Below are 24,625 nucleotides of genomic sequence, written 5' to 3'. Positions count from 1 at the left end.
TTCTAAATAAATATATTGGCACAATTCTTGCTTTATTAATGTAAAAAGGAGGAATTAAAATGAATATAAGAATAACTAACATCCAAAAACAACTACATAATTACGGAATCGACGGGTTACTTATTACAAAGAAAGAAAACCGTCAATATGCAACAGGCTTTACAGGTAGCGCTGGCGTCGTCTTAATCTCTGCCGATCAAGCTGTTTTTATCACTGATTTCCGCTATGTAGATCAAGCGAAATCACAAATAAAAGATGCTGAAATTATTATGCATAAAGGAAATTTAGAAAAAGAAATTGCACATCAAGTATCGAAATTAAACATTCAAAAACTTGGAATTGAAGAAAACAACATGACATTGCAACAATATAAAAACTTGCAAAAATACGTACAGGCGGAAATGATTCAAGTGTGCGAAATTATCGAAAATATTCGTATCATTAAAGACACGCCTGAAATAGAAACAATGAAAATTGCAGCTAATATCGCGGACGAAGCATTTCACCACATTCTTACGTTTCTAAAACCAGGAATAAGTGAAAATGCTGTACGAGATGAATTAGAATTTTTCATGCGAAAAAAAGGGGCTACATCTTCTTCATTCCAAATCATTGTAGCCTCAGGCGTTCGTTCTTCACTTCCCCATGGAGTTGCATCAAATAAAATAATCGAACGAGGGGATATCGTTACATTAGACTTCGGTGCACTTTACGACGGATATTGTTCCGATATAACACGTACTGTAGCAATAGGGGAACCATCGGAAGAATTCAAAAAAATATACAATGTTGTACGAGAAGCGTTAAAACGTGGGACTGAAGCGATTAAGCCTGGAGAAACTGCGAAAAGTATCGATGATATAACGAGGGATTACATTACAGAACATGGATACGGTCAATACTTTGGCCACTCTACTGGGCACGGTCTTGGGTTAGAAATACATGAACCTCTTCGCTTATCTCAAGAAAGTACGGCTACTTTAGAAGAAGGTATGGTTGTTACAGTTGAACCTGGTATTTACATTCCGAACTGGGGCGGTTGTAGAATTGAAGACGATATCGTCATTACAAAAGAAGGCTATGAAGTTATTACAAAATCAAATCGGGAACTAATTGTTATTCCTTGTTGAAATCATAGAAAAAAATGCCACCGAATAAGGTGGCATTTTCTTTTATTCATTAACGAATAACTTTTCGTTTACTTTTTTAACGATTACCACTACCGACATTAATATACATATTAAATACAGCATTTTCGCAATAAATAACCACCCTTAAAACATTACAATTCCATCTATTATCTCATTTCCTTTCAATAGCAAAAACGGAATTGTGCTAATAATAATGACAAACTCGATACTGAAAACAAATTTCTTTTTTCGGCTATATGCTTTCCATTCATTCCAACGATACATAGATGCAAAAATCAATACTCCTATACATAATATAGCTGGTACCCAGTCACTGTTAAGGAATTGTCCTGAAATAACTGATAATAGTAAACAAACGAGCACACCATAATATCCTATTTTCTCTCTCATTCGTACTCCCCCATTCTACTTCTCCTTTAATACGTAACTTGCTATGCTTATAATAATTCTTAGAAAAATAACAGCTATAATTACAATATAAAGACCTTTTGCAGACGACATCCATTCTTGAAAAATAGACGTTTTCTCTATTTGTTTCTGCCCTTCTATTAAAATAAACCCTACGAAAAATGAGCAAACAACAATGACACCTATCATAATTCCGATACTTTTCTTACTATATTGTTTCATATCATCCCAGTTATATAACAGTATAAAAACAAAGCCGAAAACAGGTATGATACTGATCCATTCATTGTTTGTAAACAAATTTAAAGTGATTAATAGACTACAAGATATGGTAAATCCCCAAAACCCAATTTTTTTGCGCATAAGTTCTCCTTCAATTCCATTTTTAGGATTTTTTGTATTGTAACACCCATTTATCATTCTTACCATTACAGTACATGAAATTTCATTTTTTCTTTTTCCTATACTCACATACTTTCACTGCTTTCATACAATACACTACACGAATGCCTAAAGGATGTGAATGTTATGGGAGTTGAATTAACGCTATTACACGCTCTCTACATTATTTGTTTACTCACTATTATTACCTTTTTTATTCTCCGAAAAGATACGACTATCATTTGTATCGTTTTTATCTTTTTATTAGCATTAACTGCAACAAGTTCTATCCCTCTTGCCATTAGCGGAATTTTTCAAAGTTTCATTTACGCCATTACTGAGCTATTACCAACTATATTAATCATCTCCATTATCGTATCAATGAGCAATTTACTCGTTCATACTGGCATAAATGATACGATGATTTCACCATTTACAAAAATGATTCGTACACCTACACTCGCCTACTGGATTATCGGCCTTTTAATGATGACCATTTCTTTCTTCTTTTGGCCTTCTCCAGCTGTCGCCTTAATGGGAGCTATTTTATTACCGGTTGCTGTACGTGTCGGCCTTCCTCCAATTGGGGTTGCAATTGCTATGAACTTATTTGGACACGGCATCGCCTTATCTGGAGACTTCGTTATTCAAGGTGCACCGAAATTAACTGCAGACGCGGCTGGTCTCCCTGTTTCCAGCATCGTATCTGCAAGTGTTCCACTCGTTATCGTTATGGGCATTGTGACAACTTCTGTCGCTTTTTTCTTCTTACGAAAAGAGTTTCATACAGGCTTATCTATACAAGAAGCTATTCCATCAACTGAGTCTTCTAAAACGCTCACTTCATTATCTTCTCGCATAAAAAAATGGCTCGCTATTTGTATCCCTATCATATATATCATTGATATCCTTTGCATGATTCAATTTAAATTACAAGGAAGCGACGCAACTGCACTTATCGGCGGAACGACTGTTATTATGATTATCATCATTTCCCTCATCGCCTACAAAGGAAATGGACTGAATAAAACGACCGATTATTTCATAGAAGGGCTCCAATTTGGCTTTAAAATTTTCGGACCAGTTATTCCTATCGCTGCACTCTTTTATTTAGGAGATAGTGGATTTGTAAAAATTATCGGGGACTATTTACCGAAAGGTTCACACGGAATCATTAACGACTTAGGCATCGCTTTATCTCAAACTGTTCCTTTAAATCAATATGTATCGGCAGGGACATTAACCATCGTTGGTGTCATTACCGGCTTAGATGGATCAGGTTTTTCAGGTATATCACTTGCTGGTTCCATTGCCAATCTTTTTGGAACAGCACTTGGCCATGGAACAGCTACATTAACAGCACTCGGGCAAATTGCAGCTATATGGACCGGAGGCGGGACGTTAATTCCTTGGGCACTTATTCCTGCTGCTGCGATTTGTAAAGTCGATCCATTTGAACTTGCACGCCGAAACTTTTTACCGGTTGTTATCGGTTTAATTGTCACCACGATCGTTGCGATGTTTATTCTATAACGTAAGCAAGTGTTCTCTTGCTTACGTTTTTTGCTTGTAAAATTCATCATGAATTATCAGTTTTCAAGAGGGATTCGTTATTACTTAGCGAAATTATATTAGGAGAGTAATTATTTCAAAACGTTTACGAGAAACAGATTACTGCAATTAGAAAAGGGGACATACCTATGAATGAATTGATTTTCGTCTTATTAATTTGTCCATTACTTATCTTTATCGTTTCTGTTATTGGAACGCGCAAGACGAAAACGTATTACGTAATGCCGATTGTAACGTTTGCTAGTTTTTTAATAATAGGTGTTATCGCCTTTACTCCAAAATTTTTCTTTTGGGTTGGCATGTACAGCATCTTCTCATTTATTGTTTCTTATATGACTTTATTGTTTGTAAGAGGATATGAGCTTGCAGAAAGCGCTAAGTAGTTAAGGAGATTGTAATATGATTTTCTTTGATATTGATGGAACTTTACTTGAAGTTTTAACAATGATATAAAAAACGACCGCGTTCCCCCGCGGTCGTTTTTTTCGTGTTACGCTGTGATCCAAGCTTCGTTAGCTGGATTTTTACGCCACTCTTGTAATTTTTTCGTTTCAGCTTGTCCGATCATACCTTTTTCTGCCGCTACTTCAGTTAATGCACTGTAGTCGCTTAAAGAGTATGATGCTACGTTAGCTGCCTCTAGTTTTTCTTTTCCTGCTTCAAGCTCGTATGTGAAGATTGATACGATTCCTAATACTTCACAGCCAGCTTCGCGAAGTGCTTCTACACATGTAATTGCACTGCCGCCAGTTGAAATTAAGTCTTCTACTACTACAACTTTTTGACCTTTTTCAGCTTTTCCTTCGATTTGATTCCCTTTACCGTGACCTTTTGCTTTACTACGTACGTAGCACATTGGTAAATCCATACGATCACTTACCCATGCAGCGTGCGCAATACCAGCAGTTGCAGTTCCTGCAATAACTTCTACAGTTGGGAAGTGCTCTTTAATTAACTCTTCTAATCCAGCTGCAATCGCTTGACGTACTTTTGGATAAGATAAAGTTAAACGGTTATCACAATAAATTGGTGATTTCATACCTGAAGACCATGTGAATGGATCGTTCGGTTGTAAAAATACTGCTCCAATTTCTAATAAATGCGATGCGATTTCTTTTTTCATACTGTTACACCTTCCCACTGTTGTTTTACTGTTTTATACGCTTCAAGCGGATTTTCTGCTTTTGTAATACTACGTCCAACTACGATGTAGCTTGAGCCAAGTTCCCTCGCACGTTTCGGTGTTGCTACGCGCACCTGGTCATTTACATCATCGCTTGCAAGACGAATCCCCGGTGTTACTGTTACAAATTCATTTCCGCATACTTCACGTAATTTTGGAACTTCAAGTGTTGAACAAACAACGCCATCCAGTCCACTTTCTTTCGTTAGTTTTGCATAATGAGCAACCGCTTCTTCTAACGTTTTCTCAATGCCGATCTCTTTTTTCATCATAGCTTCCGAAGTGCTTGTTAGTTGTGTAACTGCAATACAAATCGGTCTCTCTTTTCCTTCTTGCTTACCTTCCTCTAATCCCTCAATCGCAGCTTTCATCATACTGCTTCCCCCTGCAGCATGAACATTTACCATATCAACATCTAGACTAGCTAGGCTACGCATAGCGCTTTTTACTGTATTCGGAATATCATGAAGTTTTAAATCTAGAAAAATCTTATGTCCTTTTTCTTTTAAGTACGTAATAATCGCAGGGCCTTCTTTGTAAAATAACTCCATACCAACTTTGACAAATAACTCTTCCCCTTCAAAGTGGCGCAAGAATTGTTCTACATCTTGTTTCCCTGGAAAATCTAATGCAACGATTAACGACTGTGACATGTTTGCTTCCAGCTCCTTCCTTGACATTCCGAAATGTGATCAAATCCTAATTCATCTAGTAATGCTGGTAACTCTTCAATAATTGTCGGACATACGAACGGATCAATAAAGTTCGCTGTACCTACTGCAACTGCGCTTGCGCCAGCATAGAAGAATTCAATTACATCTTCCGCTGTCTCAATACCACCCATTCCGATAATCGGAATGTTTACCGCTTGGCTTACTTCATGTACCATACGAATTGCTACTGGCTTAATCGCAGGACCTGATAATCCACCTGTACGGTTTGCTAAAATTGGTTTAGCTGTTTTTAAATCTAGACGCATACCAAGCAATGTATTAATCATCGTTAAACCATCTGCACCTGCATTTTCAATCGCTTTTGCAATTTCCACAATGTTTGCCACGTTCGGTGACAACTTCACGTATACAGGTACTTCAGAAACCTCTTTTACTCGCTTCGTTAAATCAGCAGCAATTTCAGGATTTGTACCAAAGGCGATACCACCTGTTTTTACGTTCGGACAAGAAATATTTAATTCTAGTGCATGGACATTAGGCGCTTTAGAAATTTCCTTCGCAACCGCTACGTAATCCTCAGCTTGTGAGCCTGCAACGTTTGCAATAATTGGAAGGTCAAATTGTTCTAACCATGGTAATTCCGAATTCATTACTTTGTCTAATCCCGGGTTTTGAAGTCCGATTGCATTTAGCATGCCGCCTGGTGTTTCAGCAACACGAGGCGTCGGATTTCCATAACGTGGTTGTTCTGTCGTCGCTTTAATCATGATTGATCCTAATACACTTAAATCGTAAAACTGTGCATATTCACGACCAAACCCAAAGCATCCAGATGCCGGTATAATTGGATTTTTTAATGATAATCCTGGTAATTCAACTTGCAATCTGTTCATAGTACAACCTCCCCGATTGGAAATACTGGTCCGTCGCTACACACCTTCTTGTAAGAATGTCCACTTGGATCTTCTTGTAAGTGGCATACACATGCGAAACAAGCTCCAATACCACAGCCCATACGTTCTTCTAATGAAATATAGGCTTTTTTCTCTTTGTAACGTCCTTCTAATGCACGAAGCATCGCTAACGGACCACATGAATAAAGAATATCAAAGTCAATTCCGTAATTATCAATTACATCTGTGACAAATCCTTTTGTACCGTGTGTACCGTCTACTGTTGCAACGTACGTATCACCAAGTTCTGCAAATTTTTCTTCATAGAAAACTACATCTTTCGTTTGAAAGCCTAAGATGTGAATAACACGTACACCTTTTGCAACGAGGCGCTGTGATAATTCATAAAGTGGTGGTACACCAATTCCCCCGCCTACTAGTAAAGCTGTTTGACCAGCTTCTGCTTCTTCTACAGGAAAACCGTGTCCTAATGGTCCTAGTACATCTACCATTTCACCTTGTTTTCTAGTTGCTAATGTTTTTGTCCCTTGTCCTTCGGCACGATATAGCATTGTAAATTCGTTCTTCTCTTGATCTACATTACAAATACTAATTGGGCGGCGCAGAAGGGGCGCAATGCCCTCTGCTACCTTAATGTGTACAAACTGCCCTGGTTCGTTCATTTGCTGTACTAACGTTCCTTGAAGCACTAATTCGTAAATATTTTTTGCGATTTCTTTTTGATTAACGACGATCATATTTTGCTTTTGCATCATGCATGTACCACCTCGTGACGCTTTGTTTGCGTAATTTCTTTCATTGAATGAGCTGAGAATGTCATAGATTCTAATACTCGTAAGATTGCTCTCGTTGTATCAAGTGATGTTAAGCAAGCCACACCATTTTCTACTGATTCACGGCGAATGCGGAAACCATCACGCGCTGGTTGTTTACCTTTTGTTAATGTGTTAATTACAAACTGTGCTTTTCCTTGACGGATAATATCTAGTAAGTTGTAGTCTTCAGAATCAATTTTGTTTACAACTTGTACTGGGATATTTTGCTCTTCTAATGATTGTGCTGTTCCAGCTGTTGCTAATAAGTTATAGCCGATTTCGTGGAAACGTTTTGCAATTTCCATCGCTTCTTCTTTATCTTTATCAGCTACAGTAATGATTACTGAGCCGTGCGTTGGGATGTTAATTCCAGAAGCAACTAATCCTTTATATAATGCTTTTTCAAGCGTTAAGTCTTTACCCATTACTTCCCCTGTTGATTTCATTTCAGGTCCTAATGTTGTATCAACTGAGCGTAGTTTCGCGAATGAGAATACCGGAGCTTTTACATATACTTCTTTCTCTTCTGGGTGATAGCCAGTTCCGTATCCTTGCTCTACTAGGTCTTGCCCTAAAATAACTTTCGTTGCAACATTCGCCATCGGTACGCCTGTAATTTTACTTAAGAACGGTACTGTACGGCTTGCACGTGGATTTACTTCAATTACGTACACTTGATCTTTGAATACTACAAACTGGATATTTAGTAATCCAACAATGTTTAATCCTTTTCCAAGTGCAATTGTATGTTCAATGATTTGTTCTTTTAGTTTTTCAGATAAACTTTGTGGTGGATATACTCCAATTGAGTCACCAGAGTGAACTCCAGCGCGTTCAATATGTTCCATAATACCTGGAATGAATACATTCTCACCATCCGAAATTGCATCTACTTCAATTTCTTTACCAACCATGTAACGGTCGATTAATACTGGGTGATCTGCATGAACTTTAACTGCATTTTTCATGTAGTGCAGCAGTTCTTCTTGACGATATACGATTTCCATTGCACGTCCACCTAGTACGTAAGATGGTCTTACTAATACTGGGTAACCAATTTCTTCTGCGATTGCTACCGCTTGTTCTACAGTCGTTGCTGTTTTACCAACTGGTTGCGGGATGCCAAGTTTTGTTAAAGCAGCTTCGAATTTATCACGATCTTCTGCACGGTCTAAGTCTTCAAGTGATGTTCCTAAAATTTTCACACCGTGTTCTTCTAGTTTCGCTGCTAAGTTAATTGCCGTTTGTCCACCGAACTGAACGATAACACCTTCTGGTTTTTCTAAATCGATAATGTGCATTACATCTTCAATCGTTAATGGTTCAAAGTATAATTTGTCAGAAATACTGAAGTCTGTTGAAACTGTTTCTGGGTTGTTGTTAATGATAATTGCTTCATATCCAGCTTCTTTAATTGCCCATACTGAGTGAACTGTTGCGTAATCAAACTCAACACCTTGACCAATTCGGATCGGACCAGATCCTAGAACTACTACACTCTTACGATCTGTTACAATCGATTCATTTTCGTCCGCATATGTGCTGTAGTAATATGGCGTTGCAGATTCAAACTCTGCCGCACAAGTATCTACCATTTTGAATACTGGCATCATATTATTTTCTTTACGCATATCGTAAATTTCGCGCTCCGTTTTGTTCCAAGCTGCTGCAATGTAGTGATCGCTGAAGCCCATTTCTTTTGCAGTTTGTAGTACTTCTATATTTCCTACATTCGCTTTTACTTCACGTTCCATATTTACGATGTTTTCAACTTTTTGTAAGAAGAAGAAGTCCATTTCACACCATTCATTGATTTCTTCTTTCGTTACACCTTGGCGAATTGCTTCTGCTACAATAAACAGTCGTTCATCATCCGCTTTAATGATACGTTTTTTCATTGTTTCTTTATCAAGTTCTTTTAAGTGGTCTAATTCTAAGTGATAAATGCCAAGCTCTAAAGAACGAACTGCTTTTAGTAATGATTCTTCTAAGTTACGTCCGATCGACATAACTTCACCAGTTGCTTTCATTTGTGTTCCAAGCGTTCTGTTCGCTGATTCAAACTTATCAAACGGCCAACGTGGAATTTTTGAAACAACATAGTCTAACGCTGGCTCGAAGCAAGCGTAAGTTTTTTGTGTTACTGGGTTTACAATTTCATCTAACGTTAAGCCGACTGCAATTTTTGCTGCTAATTTCGCAATTGGATATCCAGTTGCTTTAGATGCTAGTGCAGATGAACGACTTACACGTGGATTTACTTCGATTACATAGTATTGGAAGCTATATGGATCAAGCGCAAGCTGAACGTTACATCCACCTTCAATTCCTAGTGCACGAATAATTCGTAATGAAGTGTTACGTAACATTTGATATTCACGGTCGCTTAGCGTTTGGCTCGGTGCTACTACAATCGAATCACCTGTGTGAACACCAACTGGATCGATGTTTTCCATGTTACATACTACAATCGCGTTATCATTTGAATCACGCATTACTTCATATTCAATTTCCTTACAGCCAGCAATACTTTTCTCTAATAAACATTGTGTTACTGGACTATGTTTTAAACCACTTGTTACGATTTCAATTAGCTCTTCTTCGTTATGGCAAATTCCGCCGCCCGTTCCTCCTAATGTGAACGCTGGTCGAACGATTACTGGATAACCAATTTCATTTACAAATCCATATGCTTCATCAAGGTTATGAATAATTTCACTTGGTGGTGTTGGTTCATTTAAATCTTGCATTAATGTACGGAATAAATCACGATCTTCCGCTTGCTCGATTGCTGATAATTTTGTTCCTAAAATTTCAACTCCGCACTCGTCAAGTACGCCTGATTTTGCAAGTTCAACAGCCATGTTTAAACCTGTTTGACCACCTAATGTTGGTAGGATTGCATCAGGACGTTCTTTACGAATAATACGGCTTACGAATTCTAATGTTAATGGCTCGATGTATACTTTATCTGCTGTTGCAGTATCCGTCATAATTGTTGCTGGGTTAGAGTTAACAAGGATTACTTTGTAACCTTCCTCTTTAAGAGATTGACAAGCTTGTGTACCAGAGTAGTCAAACTCCGCTGCTTGCCCAATTACAATTGGTCCTGATCCGATTACTAAAATTGTGTTAATGTCTAGGCGTTTTGGCATAACTCTTCCCCTTCTTTCTTGAAGTTTTCAATCATTGTTAAGAAATCTTCGAATAAATCATTTGCATCTTCTGGTCCCGCTGAAGCTTCTGGATGGTATTGTACTGTAAATGCTGGGAACTTCTTATGACGAAGACCTTCTACCGTTCCATCGTTTAAAGCAACATGTGTAATTTCAAGATCTGTATTTTCAACTGATTCTTCTTCTACTGCGTATCCGTGGTTTTGAGATGTAATTGCTACTTTTCCAGTTGCAAGATTTTTTACTGGATGGTTTAAACCACGGTGACCAAATTTCAACTTACTTGTATTTGCACCTGATGCTAGAGCGAACAATTGATGTCCTAGGCAAATTCCGAATAAAGGAACTTTACCGATAATGTCTTTTAACATTTCAATTGCTTCTGATACATCTTTCGGATCTCCAGGTCCATTACTTAACATAATTCCATCTGGGCTAAGGCGTAAAATTTCTTCTGCTGTTGTGTTGTAAGGAACTACAATTACATCACAGTCACGCTTATTTAATTCTCGTAAAATACCATGTTTCATACCGAAGTCTACTAGTACAACTCGGTGACCACGACCTGGGCTTGGGTATGGATCTTTCGTTGATACGCGTTTTACATGATCTGTAAATACTGTCGCTTTTAATTGACTTACAATGTACTCTACATCTGCATCCATATTACAAAGGCGTCCGCGTAATGTACCGTATTGACGAATTTTTCTCGTTAATTTTCTCGTATCAATCCCTGCTAATCCTGGGATATTTCTTTCTTTCAAGTAATCATTTAACGAAATTTCATTACGGAAGTTTGATGGATGATCACAAATTTCGTTTACGATTAAACCATTTACAGATGGGTGAATGGATTCAAAATCGTCACGGTTAATGCCGTAGTTTCCGATTAATGGGTACGTGAATGTTACGATTTGACCGCAATATGATGGATCAGATAATGTTTCTTGATATCCAGTCATTCCTGTTGTAAATACAACCTCACCTGACTTTTCGATTTCGCCTCCGAAACCTGTTCCAATTAATACTGTTCCATCTTCTAAGATAAGTTGTCTTTTCATACTAATGCACTCTCCTTTTGCCATGCGATCTTACCACCAACGATTGTCATTACCGGCCATCCTTGGCATTTCCAACCTGCGAATGGTGTATTTTTTCCTTTTGATAAGAATGTTGTTGGGTCAATCTCTTCTTCTTGTTCTAAATCAATGATTGTAATATCAGCTGCTCTACCTTCTTTTAGGCGACCTGCTTCTAAGCCGAATGTATCAGCTGGCTTTTCTGTTAAGAATTGAATTAACTGTTCTAGCGTAATAACTCCCTTTTTCACAAGGTTTGTGTATAGAAGCGGGAATGCTGTTTCAAAACCAGTAATTCCAAACGGTGCTCTTTCAATTCCTTGTGCTTTCTCTTCCGCTGTATGCGGTGCATGGTCAGTTGCAATCATATCGATCGTTCCATCTAATAAACCTTCAATTAATGCTGCATGGTCTTCTTTTCCACGAAGCGGTGGGTTCATTTTAAAGTTAGGATCAGCTGATGGGATATCATCTTCACATAACACTAGGTGATGCGGTGTTACTTCTGCTGTTACTTTAATTCCAGCGCGTTTCGCATCACGGATTACACGTACCGAACCTTTCGTACTTACATGACATACGTGATAGTGGCAATCTGCTGCTTCAGCAAGCAGTATATCCCTTGCAATATGTACAGATTCACATACTGATGGGATACCGTTTAATCCGTGTTTCTCAGAAAACTTCCCTTCATGTACACAACCTTTATTAATAAGCGTATTCTCTTCACAGTGCGCAACTACTGCCATATCTAATTTTGCTGCACGTTTCATAGCCGCTAACATCATGCTCGCATCTTGTACGCCTACGCCGTCATCTGTGAAAGCAAATGCTCCAAGTTCTTTTAATGTTTCGAAATCTGTCATTTCAGAACCAGCTTGACGTACTGTAATTGCTCCGTATGGTAGTACGTTAACATGAGCTTTTTCTTCAATACGTTTTTGCAAGTCTTCCATATGTTCTCTGCAATCTGGTACCGGGCGTGTATTTGGCATCGCGCAAATTGTAGTGAATCCACCTTTTGCCGCTGCTAGTGTACCTGTTTCAATTGTTTCTTTATGTTCACCACCTGGTTCACGAAGATGTACGTGTACATCTACTAATCCAGGTGCGATTAACTTTCCGTTCACATCGATTACTTCAGCATTATCTGCCGTAATATTTTCTGCTACCTTAGCGATTTTACCGTCTTGTACGAGAAGATCCGTTGCTACGATTTTTCCTTCTTCATTCATATAACGACCATTTTTAAACAAATAATTCATGTTTCATTCCTCCTAATACATTTGGTAAGGCGCGTTTTAGTACAGCCATTCTTACGTAAACTCCATTTTCCATTTGTTTAAATATGCGTGAACGCTCACACTCAACAAGTTCACTTGCAATTTCAACATCACGGTTTACAGGAGCTGGATGCATAATAATGCTTCCTTCTTTCATACGCTTTTCTCTTTCTACTGTTAATCCGTGTTTCTCATGATATTCTTTCATAATGTCTGTTTCATAATGATCATGACGCTCATGTTGTACACGGAGTAACATCATTACATCAACTTCTGGAACAAGTTCATCTAATGGTTTGTATGTTCCAAATGTGTTGTCTTCATCTTTCCACTCTTCTGGACTTGCAAAGTAAATTGTTGCACCAAGCTTCGTTAATGCTTCTGCATTAGAACGTGCTACTCGGCTATGACGAACATCTCCTACTATTGCAATCTTCAAACCTTCAAATCTTCCAAACTCTTGTTTAATTGTAAGAAGATCGAGTAGGCACTGCGTTGGGTGGTTTCCGCATCCATCTCCAGCGTTTAAGATTGGAATATTCACCTGATCTTTTAGTTCATCGAAGTAGCGATCTTGCTCGTGGCGGATGACCACTGCTTTTGTTCCGATTGATTCTAGTGTTCTTATCGTATCGTATAAAGTTTCTCCTTTTTGTACGCTAGATGCATCAGCTGAAAAGTTTAAAACATCAAGTCCTAATCTCTTCTCAGCAACTTCAAAGCTAAATCTCGTTCTCGTACTATTCTCAAAGAACAAGTTCGCAACAAAAGTTTGCTCTGTCGTTTTGCTCTCTTTTCCATTCGCAAAATCTTCTGCATCTTTTAGGATTTCTGAAATTTCTACTTCCGATAATTCACTCATCGTTAACAAATGGCTCATCGTCATCCCTCATCTTTCTGATTTTTATGTTACCACTTTTGAATTTTTATAACAACCTTTGCATAAAAATACCCTAGTCATGTGAGACTAGGGTGCAAGAAAGAAGCCACCCTTTCCGGTCTCACAGGACTGAATTAAAAGGTTATTATTATGAAGCAATCTGCTTAGATTGTTTTATTTGTTTCGTTTCCGGTAGTAGTAGATTTAACAGTACACCTACAATTGCTGCTAGTGCCATTCCTTCTACTTGGAATGATTCTCCTACGTGAAGTACCGCTCCACCAATACCGATTACTAATATTACTGATGCAATCATTAAGTTTCGTTTGTCACTTAAATCTGTTTTATCATCTACCATCATGCGTAATCCGCTTGATGCGATTACACCGAATAGTAAGATTGATACACCACCCATAACTGGTGTTGGGATCGAATGAATCAGTGCAGAAATCTTACCGATAAACCCGAACATGATTGCGAATACTGCTGAACCGATGAATAAGTATACACTGTATGCTCTCGTAATTGCTAGCACACCGATGTTTTCACCATACGTTGTATTCGGTGGCCCACCGATTAGTGACGCAATTAATGTTGCTACTCCGTCACCGAAGATTGAACGGTGTAAACCTGGTTTTTCAATTAAATCTCTTTTAATAACATTTCCAAGAACAATTTGATGTCCGATATGTTCTGATATGGTTACTAGTGCAACTGGTACCATCAAGAGTACAATCTTCCATGAAAACTCTGGTGTATATGTTACAAATGGTACTGTGAAATCTGGTACAACAAACCATTTTGCCTCAGCTACCGGCTTTAAGTCTACTAGCCCTTGGAAGTAAGCGAAGATATATCCGCCGATAATGCCAAGTAACACTGGTATTATACTGAAAAATCCTCTTCCAAATATCGAGCATATAATGGTAATTGCTAATGTTACTAATGCTACTGAAAAGTGTGTAAAGCTATATTTGCCATCCGCACCGTTCATCGCCATGTTAACTGCTGTATGTGCTAAAGCTAGACCGATTACCATTACTACTGGACCAACTACGATTGGTGGTAGTAATTTCATAATCCACTCTGATCCTGATTTCTTAATTCCGAGTGAGATTAAGATGTACACAAGTCCTGCTAGCAAACCACCAAGCATTGCTGCTCCCGGTCCACCTGCCGTTTTCGCTGTTATAATCGGTGCGATAAAGGCGAATGATGATCCTAGATAGGCAGGTACTTGACCTTTCGTTATAAGAAGGAACGCTAACGTTCCTAATCCACTTGATATTAATGCTACTGATGGATTCAATCCTGTTAAAAACGGAACAAGCACTGTTGATCCAAACATCGCGAACAAATGTTGTATACTTAAAAATAACCATTTTCCCGGTTTCGGTACTTCATTAACGTCTAACACTGGCTTTTGTTCCATTGTTACATCCTCCTTCAGTTTAAATCTTTGCAATAAAAAAACTCTTTGTGCCTGTGCACAAAGAGTCCTACACTTTCGTATGCCAAATTTGACATATGAAAGCCAAGACCCTTTGGCAGCCTCACAGGACTACATTTAAAAGGGCTTTACTTATCGTATATGCTTACTCGATCTTGTTGATCTGTCTCTTGCAAATCAACTTCGATACGCTCTTCACTTGATGTTGGAATGTTCTTCCCTACATAATCAGCGCGAATTGGTAATTCGCGATGACCTCTATCAACAAGAACCGCCAATTGGATTTGAGATGGTCTACCTAAATCCATAAGAGCATCCATTGCTGCTCGAACTGTTCTTCCTGTATATAATACGTCATCCACAAGGATAACTTTCTTCTTCGTAATATCTACAGGGATATCAGAACCTTTTACAAGTGGTTCTTTATTTTTCGATTGTAGTGTTAAATCATCACGATATAACGTAATGTCTAACTCTCCAACTTCCATTTCTTTTCCTTCAATTTGACCAATTCGTTCTGCCAAACGTTGTGCAATAAAAATTCCACGAGTTTTAATTCCGACAAGAACACAATTATCGACACCTTTATTTCGTTCCACGATTTCATGACTAATTCGTGTTAAAGCGCGGCGAATCATTTGGTCATCTAAAACGACAGCTTTCTCTTGCATGCTCTACACCTCCAAGCTTTTTTCTTGCGTGAGAGTAATGGTATAAAAAAAGTCCTCTCAGCGTGTGCGAGAGGACTTTTGAAAAAAGGGTACAACATACCCTAAGTATTTCAAACCGTTACCTTCTCAACCTCACGGGGCTGTGTTAAAGGATCATTATTTAACTGTTGTCAGTATCTCAGTTTTCTTATGATTTGTCAATACTATTTTCGTAAAATATTTAATGCGTCTTCAAACACTTCTGGAATCGGTGCCTCAAACTGAATATATTCACCAGTACGAGGATGATCAAAGCCTAAAATACCCGCATGAAGTGCTTGTCCATTCATATCTAACGTTTTCTTCGGACCATACTTCGGATCTCCTGCAAGTGGATAGCCAATATATTTCATATGAACACGAATTTGGTGCGTACGTCCCGTTTCTAAGCGACATTCTACAAGCGTAAAGTCTTTAAAGCGTTCTAACACTTGGAAGTGCGTAACAGCGTTCTTACCATTTTCATCAACTGTCATACTTTGACGCTCTTTCTTATCACGAGCAATCGGAGCATCAATCGTTCCCTTATCATGCGGAATCACACCGTGTACAATCGCTTTGTAACGTCTCGTTACTGTTTTTGCTACAAGCTGATTTACAAGCGATTCATGTGCCATATCATTTTTAGCAACCATTAATAGTCCAGATGTATCTTTATCAATACGATGCACGATACCTGGACGCATTACACCGTTAATGCCTGATAAGTCTGTACAATGGTGCATAAGGCCGTTTACAAGTGTACCACTTGTATGCCCTGGTGCTGGATGTACAACCATACCACGTGGCTTATTTACAACAAGCACATCTGCATCTTCATAATAAATTTCTAAATTTAAATCCTCTGGTTGAATATCTAACTCTTCTGGTTCAGGAATTGTTACTGTAATTTCATCTTCTTCTTTTACTTTATAATTCCCTTTTACCGCTTTTCCGTTTACTGTCACAACGTCATCTTTAATCCATTGCTGCACTTGCGTACGTGACCATTCGTTATTTATCCCTGCAACGAATTTATCAATTCGCTCGTTTTTTTGCTCTGCTGCAACTGTTACTTGTACTACTTCACTCATTCAATTACTCCTTCGCTTTCTTGCCTTCTAATAATGTTTGAATAATAATTAATACAACACCAATACATAATGCTGAATCAGCTATATTGAATACTGGATAGTTGTACGAGAAAATATACACGTGAATGAAATCCACTACTTCTTGTCTAAATACACGATCAATAAAGTTACCAATTGCCCCGCCCAAAATTAGGCTTAACGAAATACCTAGAAGCTTGTCTGTTTTCGCATACTTTTTCATATAAAATACAATAAACACTACAAAAACAACTGTAATAATGTAGAAGAACCACATTTTATTTTCTAAAATACCCCAAGCAGCGCCTCTATTTCGATGTGATGTTATGTATAATACATTGTCGATAATCGGAATACTCGTACCCAATTCCATGTTCTTTACAATTAACCACTTCGATATTTGATCGATAGCAATGACGAATAACGCTATTACATAATATATCATTTTCATTTCCCCCACAAAGACAGTGTACCTCAAAATTTTAGCATAGCTGCTACCTTTTCACAATGAACCTTTATAGAAGAATAAAATAAATTAAAAAAAGGTAATATAATATCGTTGTGCGTATTCATACATTTACCTTTTCGTAGAAGAATTCATAAATCGTACGGGCAGTCGGCATTGTCTTCATTTGCTTTGTCGAAATTAATCTCCCCGTCTCTTCACAAATACCATACATGTCTATTTCCATTTTAAATAATGCGCGTTCTACATCCTTTAAATCCTCTTTTATATCATGTAATAGCAATTTTTTCTTTATCTCTTCCTTAATTTCATATCCAAGCTCTTGGCTGAACTCGACATCATATTTGTGCATTACTTCTTTAGCTAGTCTCTCTTGCAACTCTTTTCTCATCAATTGCAATTCTTCTTTTATTTCCATGTAAATTTCATTCACGTGTACATTCCTCCTAGCTGTAATGTACAGTTAGTGTGTCCGAAATTTATTTGCTTACCTCACACACATTTTTCCTTCACAGGAAAGAGTCTGAAAGTGATCTTGATATACCATCAACAAAAAAACTGACCGCATCAATAGCAGTCAGTTTTTTATTATTTTACATAGTTTTCTTTAACAACTGTTGCACAACGCTCACATAATGTTTCATGTTCAGCATCTTTACCAATTGTTTCTGAAACTACCCAACAACGTTCACATGTTTCACCAGTTGCTTGAACAACAACAACCGCTGTATGTTCATACTTCGGTGCATCTGCTGGCGCTTCATCCATCATACCACCAAGTTTATACTCAGAAACGATGAATAATTGCTTTAAGTCTTCGCTAATAGACTCTAACATAGCTTTCATTTCTGCAGTTGGATATAGCGTAATGCTTGCATTTAATGACTTACCGATTACTTTTTCATTACGAGCTACTTCTAGTGCTTTTAACACGTCATCACGTAATGTCATAAATGCATCCCATTTTGTTTTTAACGCTTCCGCGTCATCTAATTGTACAGCTTCTGGCATATCAGTTAATTGTACACTTTCTTCTGTTACGCCTGGAATATATGGCCATACTTCATCAGCTGTGTGCGGTAAGATTGGTGTTACAAGTTTCGTTAACGCAACAAGAACATCATATAATACAGTTTGAATTGCACGACGATCTTCGTGGTTTGCACCTTCAATGTATAAGATGTCTTTTGCAAAGTCTAAGTAGAATGAACTTAAATCAATTGTACAGAAGTTATGAATTGCATGATACACAGCAGCGAAATCGTATGTCTCATATGCTTCTTTAACTTTAGTAATTAAGTCATTTAATTTTACTAACATGTAACGATCTACTTCACGAAGTTCAGCTACAGCTACTGCATTTTCACTTGGCTTAAAGTCGTCTAAGTTTCCTAATAAGAAACGGAATGTGTTACGGATTTTACGATACACTTCTGCTACTTGTTTTAAAATATCATCTGAAATACGTACGTCAGATTGATAGTCAACAGAAGATACCCATAAGCGTAAAATGTCTCCGCCTAATTGATCCATGATTTTCTTCGGTACGACGATGTTTCCAATCGACTTACTCATTTTACGTCCTTCACCATCTAGTACGAAACCGTGGCTTAGTACGCCTTTATATGGAGCTTTACCTGTTACAGCAACTGCTGTTGATAATGAAGAGTTAAACCAACCACGATACTGGTCAGATCCTTCTAAATATAAATCAGCTGGACGCTGTAAATCTTCGCGCTCTTCTAATACCGCTTGGTGAGAAGAACCTGAATCGAACCATACATCCATGATGTCTGTTTCTTTACGGAATTCACCATTTGGGCTACCTGGATGTGTAAATCCTTCTGGTAATAGATCTTTCGCTTCACGCTCGAACCATACGTTAGAACCGTGTTCACGGAATAAATCTGCTACATGGTTAATTGTTTCATCCGTAATAATTGGATCACCATTCTCAGCATAGAATACCGGAATTGGCACACCCCATGCACGCTGACGAGAAATACACCAGTCACCACGGTCACGAACCATATTATGAAGACGAGTTTCTCCCCATGCTGGTACCCATTTTGTTTCTGCTACAGCTTCTATTAATTCTTTACGGAATGCTTCAATAGATGCAAACCACTGTGCTGTCGCACGGAAAATAATTGGTTTTTTCGTTCTCCAATCATGTGGGTATGAATGTGTAATGAATGTTAGTTTCAGTAACGCGCCTACTTCTTCTAATTTTTCTGTAATTGGTTTGTTAGCTTTATCATAGAATAAGCCTTCAAATCCAGGTGCCTCATTTGTTAATACACCTTTATCATCGACTGGGCAAAGTACTTCTAATCCATACTTTTTACCAACAACGAAGTCATCTTCCCCGTGTCCTGGTGCTGTATGAACACAACCTGTACCTGCATCTGTTGTTACGTGATCTCCTAGCATAACTAATGAATCACGATCGTAGAATGGATGTTTTGCAACTGTATACTCAAGTTCGCTACCTTTTACTGTTTTCACAACTTCAGCATTTTCCCACTCTAACGTTTTTGCAACTGTCTCAAACAGCTCAGAAGCAATGATATATTTCTCATCATTTACTTTTACAATGCTATATTCAAGCTCTGGATGAACAGAAATACCTAAGTTTGCAGGTAATGTCCAAGGTGTTGTTGTCCAAATGATGTACTTTTCATCACCTTCTAATACGTTCTTTCCATCTTTTACAGGGAATGCTACGTAAATAGATGCTGATTTTTTATCTTGATATTCAATTTCAGCTTCCGCTAAAGCAGATTCACTCGTTGGAGACCAGTAAACTGGTTTTTGACCTTTATAGATATAACCTTTTTTCGCCATGTCACCAAACACTTTAATTTGTTGTGCTTCATAAGCTGGCTCTAAAGTAATATATGGATTATCCCAATCTGCACGTACACCTAGACGCTTAAATTGTTCACGTTGACGTTCTACTTGTTCATATGCATACTCTGCACATAACTTACGGAACTCAGCAACTGTCATTTCTTTACGTTTTACACCTTTATTTGTTAAAGCTTGTTCAATTGGTAAACCGTGCGTATCCCATCCCGGAACATATGGCGCACTAAAACCAGTCATTGATTTATAACGAACAATAAAGTCTTTTAATACTTTATTTAATGCATGTCCCATATGAATGTCACCATTCGCATATGGAGGTCCATCATGCAATACAAATAAAGGACGACCTTTTGTATGTTCTTGTACTTTTTCGTAAATATTCATTTCAGCCCATTTTTCTTGCATTGCAGGCTCACGTTTTGGTAAATTCCCACGCATTGGGAACTCTGTTTTTGGCATCAGTAATGTATTTTTGTACTCCATGCTCAATTCCTCCTTACATGTATAAAAGAAATACTTAAAAAACGGAATAAAAAAGAGACCTTCTCATCCCCAAAAGGGACGAGAAAGTCTCCCGCGGTACCACCCTAGTAGATCATATACATATGTATAGAATCCTCTTTATATTCTTAACGCGAATACACGCCTACGCTTACTCTATTTGTTCAGCGCGGAACTCCAGGGTGATATTCCCACTATCTCCTTATCCTGAGCTTACACCATCCTCAGTTCGCTATATAAGGTTTGAAAAGGTACTTATCCCTATCTTCGTTTTTCTTAATAAATATGTTGTTTAAAATTATATGTAATAATGAGAAAAACGTCAAGCTTACACTGTTTCTTCTTTTTTCAACAGTTCATCTACTTCGTCTTCTAATTCAATTAGTTTATCCCAATCATCGTTGTTTAACATCTCAAGCTGTGTTTCTAATAACATACGGAAACGAGTTCGGAATACTTTCGCTTGTTTCTTTAGCTCTTCAATATCAAAAGCAACTTTTCTTGATTTTACTAATGCTTCGTTAATAATACGATCAGCATTCTTTTCAGCTTCACGCACAATTAATTTCGCTTCTTTTTGCGCATTACGTTTTACTTCTTCCGCTGCTTCTTGTGCAACAACGATAGATTTGTTTAACGTATCTTCAATATTAGAGAAATGATCTAACTTCCCTTCTAACTGCGCAACTTTTTCTTCTAAAGCTTTTTTCTCACGAATGACCAATTCATAATCTTTGATAATTTGATCAAGAAACTCATTTACTTGATCTTCATCATAGCCACGGAATCCGCGACCAAATTCTTTGTTATGAATATCTAATGGTGTTAACGGCACAACGCCACCTCCAAGTAGTTATCTAAATTTCCTCTTTCAATTATATCTTTTCTTCGACAAAATAGGAGGATTTCCTTCTAAAAAACCAATCATTTTAGTATACCATACAAAATTCTCCATTTGTCGCGTTTTGTTCTACCTTCTACAGAAAATAATTTACTTCGGCCATATCCTCTAACAGAAAAAACATCTCCTGGATAACATTCATAAGAAGTTTGCTCCACTGTTTTCCAATTGACTTTTACTAAACCATTTTTTATGAAAGGTTGTACTTTCTGTCTAGATAAATGTAACATTTCAGCTAACATAACATCTAAACGAAGTGAAGAAACCGTTCCAGATTTCTCTCCCCACGTTTCATGTATCTGTAGAATTTGTTCTCCTTGCACTGACGCTAAAGAGACTTTTACTTTCCCTATTGATTGTAAGTTCATCTCAATATACGATACAATTTCTTTCGCAACTACAATTTGGGCACGATTTTCTTGCAGCAAAATATCACCACATTTTTCTCTTGTTAAACCAAGAGACATAAATGTACCTAATATTTGCCTATGTTCTAGCGTATAAAACTTGGAAGGATAGTCAATTTCTAATACTTCTACTTGAAATTCTTCTTCATTTAATTCTAGATAGTCTGGATAAATAAGTGCTCTTTTACGCTCTGCATTAGGCGTTGCACCACCAAATTGCACAGCAACATCACCTTGTCCTATTACCATAGAAACAATTTGTTGTTGCCTAGGATCGAGAAAATCCGTTAACTTCACTTGATGGTACTCCGCCGCTCGCTTCCACTCTAGCACTTTATCCACAAAGACCTCCTCATCAGGCCTAAAATGTTCGTAGATGCTCATGTATTTACCTTCTTACTATAAGAAATAGCTTAATAAACTGAACAAACCAGTTTTAGCAAGTTTCAACGCAAAGATCGCAACGATTGGAGAAATATCAATCATTCCAAGCGGCGGAATAAAGCGGCGGAATGGTTCTAAATACGGTTCACAAATACGTGCCAGGAACTCTCCAAAAGATGATTCCTTTGCACCAGGAAACCATGATAGGAGAATGTAAATAATAAGTGCCCACGAGTAAATCTCGATAGCATAACTTAACACTATAAAAACTGTTGTCATGGCGTATTACCACCTCTTTATATTTGTTTCTTCTTCTTCACCGAATAACTCTGAAATCGCACCAACAATATCTACATTTTCAGGTGTACACATAAATGTTTTCGGCCCTATTTTTTGAATGTCCCCGCCTATAGCGTATACAGTACCACTTAAAAAGTCAACGATACGTACCGCTTGATCAGTAGACATTCTCTGCAAATTAATTACAACAGCTCGTCTACCTTTTAAGTGGTCCGCAATCCCTTGTGCTTCCGAATATGTGCGTGGTTCTAATAAAACAACTTTTGAAGATTGTTTTGCTGTTTCAATACTCACAACATTTTGCTTCGGTTGCGCTTTCGGAAACGTAACGTCTTGTTGTTCTGGTGGATCTTGCTGCTTTTTCATGTCTGTTTGCTCCTTTTCATAACCATATTGAGCTGCTTCTTTTTCTTCCGGTGTATCAAAAAAGAAGTATTTTACTTTTGACCAACTCATAATAAGATTCTCCTTCCTTTTACGCTTTTCCTACTAAAATCGTTCCCAAACGAATATATGTAGCCCCTTCTTCAATTGCAATCTTGTAATCGTTGGACATTCCCATTGATAATTCTTTACATGGCGCATGTAATAACTCTAGCTCCTGCACCTCTGTTTGCAGCATACGTAATTCCTTAAAACAGCGTCTGATTTCTTCCTCTTCTTCTGTAAATGGAGCCATCGTCATTAGTCCAACCACTTCAATTTTATCGAATTCTTGCAAACTTTGAATAAAAGAAACAACCTCTTCTATTGCCAATCCTTGCTTCGATTCTTCAGATGAGGTTTTCACTTGAATAAAGCATTTCACTTTCTTATCAGCACGTTTCTGAATTTCTTTCGCCAGTGAAAGACGATCTAACGAATGTAAATAATCAATTTCATTAATGATTTCTTTTACTTTTCTCGTTTGTAATGAGCCAATAAAGTGCCAATTAACTTTTGAACCGAAATGCTCGTATTTCTGTAAGAAACCTTCATTTCTATTTTCACCTAAATCGATAACTCCAGCTTCAATTACTTCGTTTGTTTTTTCAATCCCTACAGTTTTTGTAACTGCAACAAGTTTAATATCTTGCAACGAACGTCCAGCTCGAGCGCAAGATTCTTTAATAGCTTCGTTTACAATTACTAAATTTTCTTGTACTGTCACTTGCTTTCTTCCTCCTTAAAACCTATGAAACTCAACATTCTTCCTGTCTTACCTTGATCACGACGATGAGAGAAAAATAGTTGCTCTTCACAGCTTGTACAAAGAGATGACATTACAATATGCTCTTCTTTTATGCCTGCTTGTACACATAATATACGATTAATTTCTTTTAAATTAATTGCGTACTGCCCGTCAGAAATTTTTTGATGAGGAACAGCACCCCTAACTACTTCCTGTGCTGCTGTTAATACACGATCATCCACAACATAACAACAAGATCCGATCGACGGCCCAATTGCAACATGAATTTCATCACTTGAAATACCTTCTGCATTCCACTTTTGAATCATTTCCTTTGCAATCTCTTGCACAGTGCCTTTCCATCCAGCATGCGCAAGTCCCATCATACCATGTGATGGTGCATAAAAATAGAGCGGAACACAATCCGCGTAACAAGACGTTAACAGAACATCTTCATTACTCGTATAAATGCCATCTGTTTTTGAAATGCCGTCCTCATATGAATAGACACCACTTCCCTTTTCCTGTTGCCCTACTTTTTCAACATGATGAGCATGAACTTGTTCAGAGCAAATCCAATTTTCTAATGGTTTTTGTAACTTATTTGCTAAAATGCGTCTGTTTTCATGAACGTTCTCCACGATATCATTCACATGTAATCCTAAATTCATCGCATGAAAGGAGCCCGTACTTATCCCACCATCTTTTGTCGTAAATCCAGCAGTAATGTTTCCAAGTTCTTTCCACGCTTGTAAATACAGTATACCGTCCACATATTTAAATGGTTCTCTCATAATAAAGCGGCTCCTTTTAATTAAAATAACAGAAAAAAGCATGGTACTTCCTGTCTATTTTAC

24 protein-coding genes, 1 pseudogene and 1 other annotated feature are annotated in these 24,625 nt (G+C 37.7%); of the genes and pseudogenes, 3 read left to right on the top strand and 22 right to left on the bottom strand.

The genetic code is table 11. The annotated features are described in order from the left end of the window. Nucleotides 1-59 precede the first annotated feature (59 nt). On the top strand, nt 60-1,130 hold the full coding sequence (locus ACQGSG_RS03130) for a M24 family metallopeptidase (protein WP_001026210.1): 1,071 nt from the start codon (nt 60-62) through the stop codon (nt 1,128-1,130). A 42-nt stretch (nt 1,131-1,172) separates the two neighbouring features. Here the strand turns inward: ACQGSG_RS03130 and ACQGSG_RS03125 are convergent. Together ACQGSG_RS03125 and ACQGSG_RS03120 are read right to left on the bottom strand one after the other, a co-directional pair. Next, nucleotides 1,173-1,541: pseudogene (locus ACQGSG_RS03125) on the bottom strand (YoqO family protein). 15 nt (nt 1,542-1,556) lie between these two features. Then, the gene (locus ACQGSG_RS03120; protein ID WP_001227565.1) at nt 1,557-1,922 is read right to left on the bottom strand and encodes a YoqO family protein; all 366 of its coding nucleotides are present in this window, start codon (nt 1,920-1,922) and stop codon (nt 1,557-1,559) included. A gap of 165 nt (nt 1,923-2,087) precedes the next feature. Between ACQGSG_RS03120 and ACQGSG_RS03115 the strand changes: the two genes are divergently transcribed. Continuing rightward, nucleotides 2,088-3,473 (top strand): hypothetical protein, encoded by a 1,386-nt coding sequence (locus ACQGSG_RS03115; RefSeq protein ID WP_000537865.1) that lies wholly within the window; start codon nt 2,088-2,090, stop codon nt 3,471-3,473. 167 nt (nt 3,474-3,640) lie between these two features. Further along, nucleotides 3,641-3,895: a YbeF family protein gene (locus ACQGSG_RS03110; protein ID WP_001003933.1), complete on the top strand. Its 255-nt coding sequence runs from the start codon at nt 3,641-3,643 to the stop codon at nt 3,893-3,895. Between the two features lie 107 nt (nt 3,896-4,002). On the opposite strand, the gene pyrE is transcribed toward ACQGSG_RS03110, so the two are convergent. The 20 genes from pyrE to pgeF all read right to left on the bottom strand — a co-directional run bounded on the left by pyrE (nt 4,003) and on the right by pgeF (nt 24,562). Then, on the bottom strand, nt 4,003-4,635 hold the full coding sequence (pyrE, locus tag ACQGSG_RS03105; RefSeq protein WP_000711449.1) for an orotate phosphoribosyltransferase: 633 nt from the start codon (nt 4,633-4,635) through the stop codon (nt 4,003-4,005). Continuing rightward, a complete protein-coding gene (pyrF, locus tag ACQGSG_RS03100) occupies nt 4,632-5,348 on the bottom strand; it encodes an orotidine-5'-phosphate decarboxylase (protein WP_000083496.1) in 717 nt (238 codons plus the stop codon). Before pyrF ends, pyrE begins: the two co-directional genes overlap by 4 nt. After that, on the bottom strand, nt 5,333-6,262 hold the full coding sequence (pyrD, locus tag ACQGSG_RS03095) for a dihydroorotate oxidase B catalytic subunit (protein ID WP_001081049.1): 930 nt from the start codon (nt 6,260-6,262) through the stop codon (nt 5,333-5,335). The genes pyrF and pyrD overlap by 16 nt, the downstream gene beginning before the upstream one ends. Then, nucleotides 6,259-7,038, bottom strand: coding sequence for a dihydroorotate oxidase B electron transfer subunit (pyrK, locus tag ACQGSG_RS03090; RefSeq protein ID WP_000983359.1), 780 nt, complete (start codon nt 7,036-7,038; stop codon nt 6,259-6,261). The genes pyrD and pyrK overlap by 4 nt, the downstream gene beginning before the upstream one ends. After that, entirely contained in the window at nt 7,035-10,253 is a 3,219-nt protein-coding gene (gene carB / locus ACQGSG_RS03085) for a carbamoyl-phosphate synthase large subunit (RefSeq protein ID WP_001126097.1), read from the bottom strand. The genes pyrK and carB overlap by 4 nt, the downstream gene beginning before the upstream one ends. Beyond that, nucleotides 10,238-11,335 carry a carbamoyl phosphate synthase small subunit gene (locus ACQGSG_RS03080; protein WP_000828684.1) on the bottom strand — a complete coding sequence of 366 codons (1,098 nt, stop codon included), beginning with the start codon at nt 11,333-11,335 and terminating at the stop codon, nt 10,238-10,240. Before ACQGSG_RS03080 ends, carB begins: the two co-directional genes overlap by 16 nt. Next, a complete protein-coding gene (pyrC, locus tag ACQGSG_RS03075; RefSeq protein ID WP_001108367.1) occupies nt 11,332-12,618 on the bottom strand; it encodes a dihydroorotase in 1,287 nt (428 codons plus the stop codon). Before pyrC ends, ACQGSG_RS03080 begins: the two co-directional genes overlap by 4 nt. Then, nucleotides 12,602-13,516: an aspartate carbamoyltransferase gene (gene pyrB, locus ACQGSG_RS03070; protein WP_000018849.1), complete on the bottom strand. Its 915-nt coding sequence runs from the start codon at nt 13,514-13,516 to the stop codon at nt 12,602-12,604. Before pyrB ends, pyrC begins: the two co-directional genes overlap by 17 nt. Nucleotides 13,517-13,664: 148 nt before the next feature. Continuing rightward, nucleotides 13,665-14,948: a uracil permease gene (gene uraA / locus ACQGSG_RS03065; RefSeq protein WP_000435928.1), complete on the bottom strand. Its 1,284-nt coding sequence runs from the start codon at nt 14,946-14,948 to the stop codon at nt 13,665-13,667. Between the two features lie 146 nt (nt 14,949-15,094). After that, a complete protein-coding gene (pyrR, locus tag ACQGSG_RS03060) occupies nt 15,095-15,637 on the bottom strand; it encodes a bifunctional pyrimidine operon transcriptional regulator/uracil phosphoribosyltransferase (RefSeq protein WP_001156491.1) in 543 nt (180 codons plus the stop codon). 203 nt (nt 15,638-15,840) lie between these two features. Then, complete coding sequence (locus tag ACQGSG_RS03055) at nt 15,841-16,749, bottom strand: RluA family pseudouridine synthase (protein WP_000005829.1); 909 nt, start codon at nt 16,747-16,749, stop codon at nt 15,841-15,843. Nucleotides 16,750-16,753: 4 nt separating this feature from the next. Beyond that, the gene (gene lspA / locus ACQGSG_RS03050; RefSeq protein WP_000642184.1) at nt 16,754-17,212 is read right to left on the bottom strand and encodes a lipoprotein signal peptidase LspA; all 459 of its coding nucleotides are present in this window, start codon (nt 17,210-17,212) and stop codon (nt 16,754-16,756) included. A gap of 124 nt (nt 17,213-17,336) precedes the next feature. Then, nucleotides 17,337-17,666 (bottom strand): molecular chaperone DnaK, encoded by a 330-nt coding sequence (locus ACQGSG_RS03045; RefSeq protein ID WP_325842587.1) that lies wholly within the window; start codon nt 17,664-17,666, stop codon nt 17,337-17,339. 155 nt (nt 17,667-17,821) lie between these two features. Then, a complete protein-coding gene (ileS2, locus tag ACQGSG_RS03040; RefSeq protein ID WP_000455952.1) occupies nt 17,822-20,587 on the bottom strand; it encodes an isoleucine--tRNA ligase in 2,766 nt (921 codons plus the stop codon). A 71-nt stretch (nt 20,588-20,658) separates the two neighbouring features. After that, nucleotides 20,659-20,882: a binding site (T-box leader), on the bottom strand. 51 nt (nt 20,883-20,933) lie between these two features. Beyond that, nucleotides 20,934-21,440 carry a septum site-determining protein DivIVA gene (gene divIVA / locus ACQGSG_RS03035; protein ID WP_001131611.1) on the bottom strand — a complete coding sequence of 169 codons (507 nt, stop codon included), beginning with the start codon at nt 21,438-21,440 and terminating at the stop codon, nt 20,934-20,936. Between the two features lie 89 nt (nt 21,441-21,529). Continuing rightward, nucleotides 21,530-22,297 carry an RNA-binding protein gene (locus ACQGSG_RS03030; protein ID WP_002098127.1) on the bottom strand — a complete coding sequence of 256 codons (768 nt, stop codon included), beginning with the start codon at nt 22,295-22,297 and terminating at the stop codon, nt 21,530-21,532. A 15-nt stretch (nt 22,298-22,312) separates the two neighbouring features. Beyond that, on the bottom strand, nt 22,313-22,576 hold the full coding sequence (locus ACQGSG_RS03025; protein WP_000214233.1) for a YggT family protein: 264 nt from the start codon (nt 22,574-22,576) through the stop codon (nt 22,313-22,315). Between the two features lie 6 nt (nt 22,577-22,582). Then, on the bottom strand, nt 22,583-23,053 hold the full coding sequence (locus tag ACQGSG_RS03020; protein WP_000119129.1) for a cell division protein SepF: 471 nt from the start codon (nt 23,051-23,053) through the stop codon (nt 22,583-22,585). 19 nt (nt 23,054-23,072) lie between these two features. Then, nucleotides 23,073-23,747 carry a YggS family pyridoxal phosphate-dependent enzyme gene (locus ACQGSG_RS03015; RefSeq protein WP_000218007.1) on the bottom strand — a complete coding sequence of 225 codons (675 nt, stop codon included), beginning with the start codon at nt 23,745-23,747 and terminating at the stop codon, nt 23,073-23,075. Further along, entirely contained in the window at nt 23,744-24,562 is an 819-nt protein-coding gene (gene pgeF / locus ACQGSG_RS03010; RefSeq protein ID WP_098605483.1) for a peptidoglycan editing factor PgeF, read from the bottom strand. Before pgeF ends, ACQGSG_RS03015 begins: the two co-directional genes overlap by 4 nt. Between the last annotated feature and the right edge of the window lie 63 nt (nt 24,563-24,625).

Source organism: Bacillus sp. GMa5/1 (assembly GCF_050172015.1).
Lineage (GTDB): Bacteria > Bacillota > Bacilli > Bacillales > Bacillaceae_G > Bacillus_A > Bacillus_A cereus.
This window is presented reverse-complemented; position numbering and strand designations above follow the sequence as displayed.